This window comes from Tenacibaculum sp. 1_MG-2023 (assembly GCF_030547425.1).
GTDB lineage: Bacteria > Bacteroidota > Bacteroidia > Flavobacteriales > Flavobacteriaceae > Polaribacter.
Map to the genome: position 1 here is coordinate 35,490 of NZ_JAUORH010000022.1, position 11,201 is coordinate 46,690.

General features: G+C 31.0%; 12 protein-coding genes and 3 tRNA genes. 7 read left to right on the forward strand and 8 right to left on the reverse strand.

Annotation, left to right across the window (positions count from 1 at the left end; all coding sequences use genetic code 11):
* The first annotated feature begins 47 nt into the window (after positions 1-47).
* The 4 genes from Q4517_RS13305 (at position 48) to Q4517_RS13320 (ending at position 1,106) form a co-directional block, all read left to right on the forward strand.
* A tRNA-Ser gene (locus Q4517_RS13305) sits at positions 48-129 on the forward strand.
* A gap of 23 nt (positions 130-152) precedes the next feature.
* Positions 153-227, forward strand: a tRNA-Pro gene (locus Q4517_RS13310).
* Positions 228-256: 29 nt separating this feature from the next.
* A tRNA-Arg gene (locus Q4517_RS13315) sits at positions 257-330 on the forward strand.
* A gap of 392 nt (positions 331-722) precedes the next feature.
* Positions 723-1,106: a type IX secretion system membrane protein PorP/SprF gene (locus Q4517_RS13320; protein WP_303510302.1), complete on the forward strand. Its 384-nt coding sequence runs from the start codon at positions 723-725 to the stop codon at positions 1,104-1,106.
* 287 nt (positions 1,107-1,393) lie between these two features.
* On the opposite strand, the gene Q4517_RS13325 is transcribed toward Q4517_RS13320, so the two are convergent.
* The 7 genes from Q4517_RS13325 to Q4517_RS13355 form a co-directional block, all read right to left on the reverse strand.
* Positions 1,394-2,026, reverse strand: coding sequence for a response regulator transcription factor (locus Q4517_RS13325; protein WP_303510304.1), 633 nt, complete (start codon positions 2,024-2,026; stop codon positions 1,394-1,396).
* A 1-nt stretch (position 2,027) separates the two neighbouring features.
* A complete protein-coding gene (locus Q4517_RS13330; protein WP_303510306.1) occupies positions 2,028-4,115 on the reverse strand; it encodes an ATP-binding protein in 2,088 nt (695 codons plus the stop codon).
* A gap of 50 nt (positions 4,116-4,165) precedes the next feature.
* The gene (locus tag Q4517_RS13335) at positions 4,166-4,948 is read right to left on the reverse strand and encodes a hypothetical protein (protein WP_303510308.1); all 783 of its coding nucleotides are present in this window, start codon (positions 4,946-4,948) and stop codon (positions 4,166-4,168) included.
* Positions 4,949-5,557, reverse strand: coding sequence for a hypothetical protein (locus Q4517_RS13340; protein WP_303510311.1), 609 nt, complete (start codon positions 5,555-5,557; stop codon positions 4,949-4,951). It lies immediately after the preceding gene.
* 7 nt (positions 5,558-5,564) lie between these two features.
* Positions 5,565-6,308 carry a hypothetical protein gene (locus Q4517_RS13345; protein ID WP_303510315.1) on the reverse strand — a complete coding sequence of 248 codons (744 nt, stop codon included), beginning with the start codon at positions 6,306-6,308 and terminating at the stop codon, positions 5,565-5,567.
* A gap of 11 nt (positions 6,309-6,319) precedes the next feature.
* Complete coding sequence (locus Q4517_RS13350) at positions 6,320-6,730, reverse strand: hypothetical protein (RefSeq protein ID WP_303510318.1); 411 nt, start codon at positions 6,728-6,730, stop codon at positions 6,320-6,322.
* 90 nt (positions 6,731-6,820) lie between these two features.
* Positions 6,821-7,330 (reverse strand): hypothetical protein, encoded by a 510-nt coding sequence (locus tag Q4517_RS13355; protein ID WP_303510320.1) that lies wholly within the window; start codon positions 7,328-7,330, stop codon positions 6,821-6,823.
* Between the two features lie 144 nt (positions 7,331-7,474).
* On the opposite strand from Q4517_RS13355, the gene Q4517_RS13360 reads away from it, so the two are divergent.
* From Q4517_RS13360 to Q4517_RS13370, 3 genes are all read left to right on the forward strand, one after another.
* A complete protein-coding gene (locus tag Q4517_RS13360; protein ID WP_303510322.1) occupies positions 7,475-8,716 on the forward strand; it encodes an IgaA/UmoB family intracellular growth attenuator in 1,242 nt (413 codons plus the stop codon).
* A 101-nt stretch (positions 8,717-8,817) separates the two neighbouring features.
* Positions 8,818-9,585, forward strand: a complete 768-nt coding sequence (locus Q4517_RS13365; RefSeq protein ID WP_303510325.1) for a hypothetical protein — start codon at positions 8,818-8,820, stop codon at positions 9,583-9,585.
* A gap of 12 nt (positions 9,586-9,597) precedes the next feature.
* Entirely contained in the window at positions 9,598-10,707 is a 1,110-nt protein-coding gene (locus tag Q4517_RS13370; protein WP_303510328.1) for a hypothetical protein, read from the forward strand.
* A gap of 159 nt (positions 10,708-10,866) precedes the next feature.
* Here the strand turns inward: Q4517_RS13370 and Q4517_RS13375 are convergent, their stop codons facing one another.
* On the reverse strand, positions 10,867-11,091 hold the full coding sequence (locus Q4517_RS13375) for a hypothetical protein (RefSeq protein WP_303510331.1): 225 nt from the start codon (positions 11,089-11,091) through the stop codon (positions 10,867-10,869).
* Positions 11,092-11,201: the final 110 nt, after the last annotated feature.

Sequence of the window (11,201 nt, forward strand, 5' to 3'; positions counted from 1 at the left end):
TACATTTGCACTCGCAATTTTTAGTTCGCGTTTCGACAAGAATTAAAGGAGAGGTGGCAGAGTGGTAATGCAGCAGCCTGCTAAGCTGTCATCCTTCGGGATGCCCGGGTTCGAATCCCGGTCTCTCCGCAATAAATTGCAGATGACCTAATCGGGGTGTAGCGTAGCCCGGTCATCGCGCCTGCTTTGGGAGCAGGAGGTCGCAGGTTCGAATCCTGCCACCCCGACACTGTTTTCGTAGAAACATAAAAACTACGGGCTCGTAGCTCAGCTGGATAGAGCACCTCCCTTCTAAGGAGGCGGTCATAGGTTCGAATCCTATCGGGCTCACTTAAAGCTTCACTAGAAATAGTGAGGCTTTTTTGTTTTTATAGGTTTTATAGTAGCTTAGAGCCCTTTTTAAGGGCTTTCTCTCTATATACTTATATTATATTAGTCTTTTAAAAAGTATACCTTTCTAGGTATCAATTTTTACTTTGAGGTATCAATTTTTGAATAGTGGTATTTAATCAGTAAATATGGACTCTATTAATAATTAACTTTAACATTTGGTGAGCTAAAAATAAAAGTTTACACATGTAAATTGTTTGTAGGTTCTAATTAGTTATTTTCAAAGTGAAAAACAAAAGGTAAAATATAATTTTTCTCATAATACTGTCTAAAGTTAAGATTATTATTCTAATTTTAAACAGTTCGGTTTTGGGGAAGCTTACATAGGAGTTATGCCAAAGCTTAAAACTCTATATACTGGAATTATGACAAGCGAAGATGATTTAGATATATCGGTTCCTGTTTATGGTTATTTCGGGTATCGATTTTTTACCAATCGATTTGAAGAGGTTATGATTAAGCCAAGTATTTTTTTAAAATATGAAGGAGGTGCGCCTTTACAGGTCGATTTGAACATGGCTGTTAATTATAAAAATAAACTTGAAATAGGTACCGGTTATCGAAGAAGTTCATCAATTAATTTCTTAGCAGGTATTTATGCCATAAAGAACTTTAAGTTTGTGTACTTCTATAATGTAGGTTTTAATACTTCTGTGTTAGGAAACAACCATGGGGTTGTTCTTTCGTATACTTTTGATAAAAAGCGTAGAAATTAACATAATCAGATCAAGTTCAAACTAGAGACTTCTTAACCTCTTTCAGATTTTATTATTATAACTTGTATATTTCTGTCAGAATTAACGTTGAATAAGTATGAGTGTAATATGACTGTCATTATTGAGTTATCTTAAGAGATATACATATTTATAACCAACAGTACCTATCTGGTCTAAGATACTGATTGATGGTAAAGTATAGGTAAGCTTAAACACTTAATTCGATTTTTATCAGTTATTGATTGGGACTTGATTTATTCCAAAGTAACCGCCAATAATATTGACCATTATAATAACCCTAAATAAATAGCATGTTTTGTAAGCCCTGCAAGGTTTTTAGCATCTAACTTTAAAAGCAAATTTTTCCGGTAGGTTTCAACGGTGTGTTTACTTATAAAGAGTTTATCAGCAATTTCTATAGTGGTATGTTCGCGTGCTATCAATTCTAAAACCTGCAGTTCTCTTGAACTTAAAGGTGTTTGTTTACTTTCTTGTGTTGAAAATAAACTTTCTTTGTAGGTTTTAAAGATTTTATCAGAAAAATAATTTTCACCTGCTAGAATCACTTCTACGGCTTTTAATAACTCAGCTTTAGAAGCATTTTTATGAACATAACCATTGACTCCGTTTTGTTTTAACTGATGAAACATATTTGGGTTGTTATGCATACTCACCATAAGCATCTTTACTAGAGGAAAATCTTTTTTTATATATTTACTCAAAGTAATACCATCTATTTCGGGCATAGATATATCCGAAATAATTAATGCTATGTCGTTTGTGTGTTTTAAAAACGGTAAGACGGTCTTGGGTTTGTCAGTTTTTAAAATAACATCAATCTCTGGCATATCTTCAAAAATACTCATTAAACCATCTACAAACATTTTATGGTCATCTACTATAATTAGTTTATATATCATTTTATTTCGGTATTAAGGGTAAAGTAATATTTATTAGTGCGCCATGGTTGGGGCTAGTGTCAACAATCAAAGTTCCATTTAAAGTCGTTATGCGTTCATTTATATTTTTTAAGCCAATACCTTCTACTTTTTCATTGTAAACAAATCCTTTGCCATTATCTTCAAAAAGCAGGTTCATCATGTCTGTATGTGCATTGAGTTGAATTTCAATAGTTGATGCGTTTGCGTGTTTTATGGTGTTATTTATGAGTTCTTGTAATATTTTAAATAAATGTGTTTGAATGGTGTTGTTTGTTTTGTTGATAAGTGTTTCGTCAAAGAAAGACATTTCAATTTTTAGATGTGTTGAAGTGACTATTTTTTCTATATGATTTTTAATAAGTTGCGTAAACTCTTTGTCTGCAATTTTTTTTGAAAGCAAATCGTGAGAAATATGACGCACCTGGTTATAGGTCTCATCTAGATGACTAATAATGCTCGATAATCGAGGCTCTTTAGAAGACAGATGGTCTAACTGTAGTTTTATTCCGGCCAAACTTCCGCCAACAGCGTCATGTAATTCTTGGGCTATACGTTTTCGTTCCTTTTCTTGACCCTCAACAGAGGCTTTAATATTTTTTAACTCTTGCTCTTTTTTAAGGTTTAAAATTTGTTTTACGTTTAACTCCTCTTGTTTTTTTGCCAGCGCTTTTTGGGTTTTTAGTTTTTGATAATAAACAAATAATAAGACACTTAATGGAATACTAAAAACAATAAAACCAATGAGATAAGCATTTTTTAATTGTTGCGATTTGCTTGCTTCGGTTTTGGCAAGTTCTCTACTTTTTTTTAGTAGAACGATTTTATTTTTGTTTTCGCTACGGTCTTTTTGTAATTGAAGAATGGTATTTTGATGTTGTGATGCTTCAAGCTCCTTTTCTAGGTTTAGTGTTTTTAAAGCTTTTTCTTTTTGAGAGAGTTCTAATTCGTTCTTTTTCCTTTGAAGTTTTAAAAGGGTGATTTCTTGTTGTTTCTTTTTGGTTTCGTAAGCTATTTTTAATTCTTCAAATTGCTTGTTTTTTTCTGTGTTAAAAAGGCTGTCTTTAACGGTTGCTACTTTTTTTAAATAATAGATACTGCTTTCATAATTTCCAACGTTTTCATACACCGAAGCGTATATTTCATATAAGCTTAACTGATAGTTTAGTGAGGGTTCTTTATTTAAAAAAACAGCTGCTTTATCTAGATAAGTTAAGGCTTTAAATGATTGTTTTGTTTCATGATAGGCGATAGCTAAGTGTAATAATGACGATGTAGTAAGCAATTGTGCACCTACATTTTTTGAAAGTGTGATTACTTTTTCATAATAATCAATGGATTTACTGTAGTTTTTATTTTCAAAAAACAAATTAGCATACCCAATATAAATATGACATAGAGCAACCTGATTATTGTGTTCTAAAGCCATTTTTTTTGCTTTGTCATACTGCGTTTTTGCTTTGTTTTTTCGGTTTGTTTTTGAATATACTTCTCCTAGGTTTAGATGGATTCCCAACTTTAAACCTGGAGTCAAATTTGCATCTAATGTTTTTATAAAATAATTTTCAGCTCCATAATAATCTTCTTTTTCTAGCAACAAAACACCTATTTGGTGTAATATTAAGGAACTACTTTTTTTAGAGTATTGTTCAGAGAATTTTAATGCTTTTTGATAATTTTTCATAGCAATTAAGTGCTTCCCTTTACTTTTATATACATCACCTAGAGCGCGGTAATTGTTTGCGTGAAACTTAACTCTTTTTGTACTGTCACAACGGTTTATAAGTGGGATGTTTTTTAGTAAAATCGATGTGGCTTTGGTAAAGTGTCCCTGACTATTTAAAGCTACAGCCTTTGCATATTTGACTTGGATGAGTAGTGGTAAAGGAGGATTTAATAAAGCTGCTGAATCTAGTGCTTTTATGCCTTCTTGGTAGTTTTGTTTTTGATCAATAAGAGTTAGCCCTTTTTGAAACCACTGTGTTGCCGTTGTTGGTTGTTGCGACCAGCACAGTTGTATAAATAAAAACGCTAGTATGGATAAGTAGATATATTTAAATTGCTGTAACACGTAACAAAAGTGTTTATTGTAGTAAAAAAGCTAAAATAAGAGAATTATTCTTATTCACAAGGAGATGGTAAGTCTAATTCACTAGTAGGTTTAATAGTGTAAACACTTCCTTCAAGACACATAAGTGTTAGGTGTTTGTTATTGCTAAATGTTATTGGGTATAGTTTAATGTTTGTGTTGCTGGTAGCCGTTCTAAAATAAATGTATCTGTTGTTTATCCATACTTTAAGATATTGATGTCCGCTCCAAGTTCTAGTTGTTTTAGTTCCCGTTGGGTGTAATGCAAAGACCTGTAATGGGTTTAAACTATTAAGGTGGAGTTTGTCTTTTGATTCAAAGACTTTGTTTATCAGTTGTTTTGAGGTGTTTTCAAAATAATCCTTTAAAGGATGAATGACTACGGTATGTTTTCTTATAGAATCACGAAAGTTTTTTTGAGGTTTAACCTGTGAGAGTATAACTGTACCGTTTTTAGAAACAATCACATCGGTTGGTGGATATATATCAGAAAATTTAGACTTGCTTAAATCCATGTGTTTCGTTTGATTAGTTTTATACTGAAATCCATTGGCAGCAAACACGAATTGCTCATTTAAGGTATCTAACATAACATAAGAAACGTCGTTTCTATTAAAAGAACCCCCTCCTTTAGTTACTTGAGGAAGGTATTTAGAATTAAAAACAAGTTCTATAGTATAGTCTCTAGTTTTAATTTGCTCTTCTAAAAGCGGGTACTTAACATTATAAAGTTTTGAAATTAGTTGGTTTCCCAAGTAGTATAATAAAGGACTCAAAATAATAATAAGAAAAATATATCTTTTTTTTAATCTCATTTAATTGGATGTTTTAGTATTTGATATATGTGTTTTATTGTTTGTAATAGTCGCTTTTGAACATCTGTTTTTAGATATATTTTCAATTACATTCAAAATTTCTAAAATATCTTCATCGTTTAGTTTTCCATAGAATAGCATCTTGTGTTTATTGTTTTCTGACTGATACATCAGCGTTTTACGATCTATACGTTTTAATTTATTGAAAGGAAGTGTGCTTGTATCAGCGGTAGCGGTTATGTATATTACTGAGTTTTGTTCTATCCATGTGATTTTATGAATGCTATTGGTCGTTATATTTTTGATGTATCCAGTACCATTTTTACCTAAAAGCAATGTCATAAGAGTTGTTGCTCCTTGCATATAATGATAGGTTGTATAGGTAAATTGTGATTCAGCTGTATGGATTTTTTTTAGCAATTCACTTTCATTACGTATTTGTTTTTTGAAAAGGTCATATTGTTTAGCAGACATTTTGGTTTTTAAAAGCTGTGATTGTAGAATTTTAACTGGTTCTTCTTGCTTACTTTTTTGTAAGGTACTGGTATTCTTACAAGAGCTAAGTAATGCTAAACAGAGTATTGTAGTATGTAATTTCACTGTTTTCAAATGTGTTTTATTTTTTATAAAAACTTTGAGCGACTAACCTTCCTGTTTTGTATGTGTAAAGAAAAAACGGTTTATTCCTTTTAATCTTTTCTTTAAAAAGTTTTGAAGGTGTAACTTTTAATCCTAATTGAAGATATTTTGTAAATGACATGTTAGATGATACTGTTCTAATAAGCCTTACTAATACTTTGTTTTTATGGGGGATGTAATTTAGTATAGCATAGCTGTATGGGGTAAAATGATTGTTTTTATACAGTCTTTTGTTTAGTATTCCTAAAGCTTTATTAAACGACTTGCATTTTTTTAACTTCTGTAAATCAATATTTTTTAAAGTATTGATATATGGGTCGTTTTTAAGAGCTCTAAGTAACGATGCTTCTTCAACAAGAAGCAATAAACTATATGGCTCTTGCGTTTTTAAATTTATTGTTTGTACAAAACTATGGGCAGTCATATAACTATAACGTGGCTGTTCCATATTGTTTTTTTCAAAAGATAAAATGTTATCTATTAAAGACAATGGTACATAATCGATGTAATAATACGTATCAGGGTCTCTTTTTTTTAGTTTTTTTATTTCTTTAAAAGCATCGTAAATTACTTTATTTTGGTAGACAACTTTTTTACTGGATAACAACAAAGATTTGGTAACATAAAAAGAAGAATCAATTTCTTTCTGAGCTACTACCTCTAAAGAGGCTCTGCTAAGAAATAGGATAAAAACTATTGTGTTAATGTTAAGTACTTTCATAAAAATAAGCATTAACTATCAATATATAGACTCATGGTAAATTCCTGTTCCTTATTTTTTTGAGGACTCAACGCCTTTAAAAAAGCATTAATCTTCTTACTATCGTAATTTAGCATCATTGAAAAATTAATAGATAGTATTAAGCAGTTTTTACCTTTCTCTTTGTATACTGAAAATGATTTAGAATCGAGTTTAAAGTTTTTAAAATCAACTTTGTTACTTGTTTTGTTGATCTTGTCTATATATTTTTGAAATATATTACCTATTTCCTTGCTTTCTGAAACAATTATAGAACTACTTAACGATATACGTGCTGTTTCTTTTGTTTCTGAAAATATTGATGAATTGTGTTGGCTCCACGAAAAATGGATTGAATACATAGATAAAATTCCAATGAATAGTAACTTGTGATGTGTTTTCATACGATTGTTTTTTTTCAAAAGTATGATGGTTTTTAAGCTTAAGAATCCCTGTTTTCAGGGTTTTTTACTTTTTTAGTGTAATTTTCATTATTATTTATCAATGGCATGTTTGGCATTGTCAATAAGTAACTTGTAATCAAGAATTGCTTTTTTAGGCGTATTAAACACACGTGTTCCTTTCGCTTTAGATATTATTTTTTTGTGTTTCCAGTTTAGAATGTCGTGTGTAACTTTATAGGCGTTGTTCAGTTTTTTGTAATTTAACCCATAAGGTGTTTCTGCAAAAACGTCTTCAGATTCTATAATTTTAATAGGCGTATGGTTTGTTAAATACACCGTAGTTTGTATGCTACCAAAAGAAAGTCCTATGTCTTCTACAATTTTGGAAATTTTACCTTCCTTATGCCAAATTTTAAAAAGGTAACCACCATCTAAAGTCGTTTTTATTTGTTTTAATTGATTTTGCTCTGTTAGTGTGAATGTTGTATCGGCTTCTATTTGCTTTATGTTATTAGAAATTTCTTCTAGGGTTACGTCTTGAGCAAACGTGCTTACATATACTATAAGTAGGAGGGTAGTGATTGTTTTTCTTATCTTCATTAGTTATTGTTTGTATATAAAAGCTGTGCAAACAAATGTAAAGTGACGTTAAAAAAATAATATCCCCTTTTTCAGGGATTCTAGTTATGAAAAATGAACAGATATTTGACATCGTTTTTATGATATAACTTATTATACTATTCAATGAACACACTTTACATAATCTTTTTTTTAGCAGTATTATTTTATTCCTTCTACAATGCCATTGTATATCAAAAAAGAAGAAACAAAGACAGCAAAGCAGCCAAACAAGCTATAAATACACTTACCTACCACCGAGAGCTTACAGAAAAGGAGTGTAAGCTACTAGACGATTTACAAGAGCAAAAAAAGTATAAAAAAACACATAAGCGCCTAGATAATAGAGTGTATTTATTAAATGGAAAGTTTGAACGCCATGGTATAAAAACTCGTTACAATACTATATGGCATAATTTAATTGGAGGGCTAGAAGTAACTTTAGATGATCGAGGGTTTGATTATTTAAAGGAATATAATACTACTGAAGTGATTAAAACAGATAAACTTCCAGTAGTTATAAGTTTAAACGAGAGCTTTTCTCTTTTAAACCATATAATTACTGAAAAACAAATAGAAAAAGGAGAAGTAGGGAAGGTTGCAGGAAGTGATGTTGAGCTTATTCATAATCGTAAGCAAACAAGTCATGAAGTTCAAGCTGTTAGAAAACAATGGCATGGTACCATAGGTGCCTTTCTAATGATTCCAGCCTTGTTCTTCATGGCACTCACAGCTCTTTGGGATGTTTATAGCATTTACGGGGCGATTCCAGAAGGGCTTCTATTTGTAGTAGCACTTTACTTTCTTTGGCGTAAACCAAAGTTTTCAAAGCCAGAAGCCATACGTACACTTAAAGGTGTTATAACGTACTCTGCAACAGTAGATTCCTCTGAAAATATTCAGCAAATAAAACCCTTTATGGGAACGATAGAATTGAAATTTGAAAACAGGTATTGGTTGCCGTTTATGGGGGCATATACAGCTGATGACACACCTGTTGAAGTAGATGTTACTAAAGATGGCTGGTTAATGCGTTTTGGAACCTATTTATCTCTGGAAACAGAAGAAAAGAAGTATCCGTCTCAACCGTGGTATCGTCACGTTATTATGACGGTAACAGCTACCATAGCACTTATAACAGCATTGATTTCAGTGCCGACATTAACTAACAACATAAGACCTGATGCAGCATATTATTCAGTTGTTTTTAAACAATTATACTTGTATGCGCCTGCAATATTTATGGTTTTAAACCTCATCTTAATAACTATTCATGCGCCATTGGCATACAAAAGTTATCATTATAACAAGCAACGTAAAATGAACATCCATAAATACTATGAAAAGGTCATTCCTATTATAAAATAAAACCAGCCTAGACCTATGTTCATCCCCCAATTAGTAGGACAGTACGCTTTTTTTATAATAAGAGTTAAAACATAATAATATTGCTGTTTAAAATAAAATCTATGAAAAAATTATTTTTAGCATCCATTGTAATGTGCTTTTTTTCAGTATCTCAAGCACAAACCAATGAAATTGGTAAACACGATTTGGTAGAACTTACAGAAAAAATTTTTAAAAAGCATTATAAAGAAAACTATACAGCTGATCAAGTGAGAAAATCTAAAAGTCTTTTAGATAGTATCTTTCTTCATACAAACACTTCTCATAGTATAGAAATAAAAGCAGACTACACAACTAAGACACCAAGTATTAAAACAGTAGTTTCGCAAGATAGTAATGTACGGGTAATTACGGCCTACCCACTTAACCTACCCGAAATAAAGATTGTTCAATATTCGAAGAACAAAGAACAGTTGTTTCTTTTTTCAGATTATGTAGTACAATTAAAATTAGAAGGTGAGGTAAGAATGCAAATTGATGCTATTTACAATTTAAATGAAGATACCTATTTATTTAGCTGTACCCGTTTTGGATTTTGGACCAATCCAGAAGATGTGCATGCTTTTACGGTCAATCTAATCTCAGGAAGTTTTAATTCAAATACCAACATGGTTTTTTCTGAAAAATTGGAAACGTTTTACCCTCAATTTCCTCCTGATATTGATACCAAACCTTATTTTAAAATAATCTTCAATAAAGAAGATAAAATCCTTACAACCCCTATTCATAAAGGTGGAGAAATAAAGGGAATACATCTATACAAATATGACAATGTAAAAAAAGAATTTACATCATTGGCCAAAGAAGAAGCTCCCTTAACGCAAAAATAATGTAAAACAGTTATGAAATCATTTTCCTTAAGTTGTTTATTTATAGTTTTAACTCTTGTGGGATGTAAAAAGACAGCCCCTGTTGATGAGTATTTAAAATTATATAAGGAAGCAACACATAAATTTCCCAATACGGTAACTAAAAAAGAACATGCTACGGGATTGGAATTAAACATCCCTTTTCATTACAATATTGAAAATGTAAATGCTCAGTTTAAAGAAGAGTTAAGAACAAACACCACGCCTTCTAAAATTTTTAAATTAGAATCAAACCTAATAAACTTTAACGGTTATGGTGGACGTGTTTATTTAATTGAAAACAGTCAAGCCGATGTAGTTTCAATGGATAAAATATTGAAAAAATATTCATCCCAGATAAAACATATAGTATATCAAGATGCGGAAAGTCTCATTTTTTATGATCGATATATGGTCTATACAATGGTCTTTTTTCATTATATAGAAAAAGAAAGGGTTTACATTATTTTTGAAAGCACCAATGTTAGTCAAGGAAATAGTGTATCTATTGACGGAAAAGGTAATTCACCATTATTGTCACAAGCAATGTACGATTTACAGGTTGCTAAAACACTGGTAGAAGAAAGACCTAAGATAAAATTAGATACGGTATCCTGGAAAACATTTAAAAACAACCTAACAGGTAAGCAACGTCAGGCATATAAAGATGTAGCCTCACAAATAATAAAAGTTGCTGATACCATAGCTTTAAATACGGCTGATGAAAGTCCTTATGGCAAGATCATACCTTATGTAGGAATGATCAAGGTTCAAGAAAAAAGCCCTTTGCTAACAATTTTCAATACAACAAGCTCTGAAAAAGAGATAACCCGATTACTTTCAAAAGAGATTGAAGCTATTGGTTATTATACAACTAGAGAATATAAGGTGCTGTTGTTGAATAGAGAAAAAAATGCCTTGGTTTTGGCTTTGGAACCCATCTATTTATCAGCACAAAGTGATTACGTTCACGTTTCTATTAATTTGTACACCAATAAAAAAGGAGAGCAATTTTTATTATATGTTTTTCCTGAAGATGAAGCCATGGCTTATTTCTATTCAAAATTTTTAGCTATAATCCAAAATACGGGTGAAGAAGTATAATCAGCACTGTTGATGAAGAGTACAAAGCTGCCAAAGAAGTGAAATAATATAATAGCCAACTTCATTATAAAATGAATACAACGAAAATAGACCTAAACTAATCGTCACAAAAGCTATAATTTTTTTGGGTGGATTAACAGGGGTTAGAAACGATTGTATTTATTTTCTAGAAGCTCTTGCTTTTTGAATTTGTTGTTTACGATTTTCTTTTTGCAGGATAATGTCATTTTTTTCTTTATCAAACTCTTGCTGTGTTAAATTTCTGTTTTTTATTTCTGCCAAAGCTTGTTCAATAGCTTCTGGTATGAATTTGTTTTTTTCGTGAAGTATGGTTATTAGTTCTCTATTAGAGTACTCCTTATATAATTTTTGTAATTCAGTCATAACTGTCGTAATGTAAGAACTCAAATAAAAGTTTTGAGTTATTAAGTTACGTTCTGTTTTATTTGTTTCCAGGTCATAGGCTCATTATTAATCATTCTAATAATAGAGTT

Bases quoted from the DNA above. Each gene is read 5' to 3' on its own strand.
- Q4517_RS13325 (WP_303510304.1), bottom strand. From the start codon at position 2,026: ATGATATATAAACTAATTATAGTAGATGACCATAAAATGTTTGTAGAT.
- Q4517_RS13360 (WP_303510322.1), top strand. From the start codon at position 7,475: ATGAACACACTTTACATAATCTTTTTTTTAGCAGTATTATTTTATTCC.
- Q4517_RS13365 (WP_303510325.1), top strand. From the start codon at position 8,818: ATGAAAAAATTATTTTTAGCATCCATTGTAATGTGCTTTTTTTCAGTA.
- Q4517_RS13345 (WP_303510315.1), bottom strand. From the start codon at position 6,308: ATGAAAGTACTTAACATTAACACAATAGTTTTTATCCTATTTCTTAGC.
- Q4517_RS13320 (WP_303510302.1), top strand. From the start codon at position 723: ATGCCAAAGCTTAAAACTCTATATACTGGAATTATGACAAGCGAAGAT.
- Q4517_RS13375 (WP_303510331.1), bottom strand. From the start codon at position 11,091: ATGACTGAATTACAAAAATTATATAAGGAGTACTCTAATAGAGAACTA.
- Q4517_RS13355 (WP_303510320.1), bottom strand. From the start codon at position 7,330: ATGAAGATAAGAAAAACAATCACTACCCTCCTACTTATAGTATATGTA.
- Q4517_RS13335 (WP_303510308.1), bottom strand. From the start codon at position 4,948: ATGAGATTAAAAAAAAGATATATTTTTCTTATTATTATTTTGAGTCCT.
- Q4517_RS13350 (WP_303510318.1), bottom strand. From the start codon at position 6,730: ATGAAAACACATCACAAGTTACTATTCATTGGAATTTTATCTATGTAT.
- Q4517_RS13370 (WP_303510328.1), top strand. From the start codon at position 9,598: ATGAAATCATTTTCCTTAAGTTGTTTATTTATAGTTTTAACTCTTGTG.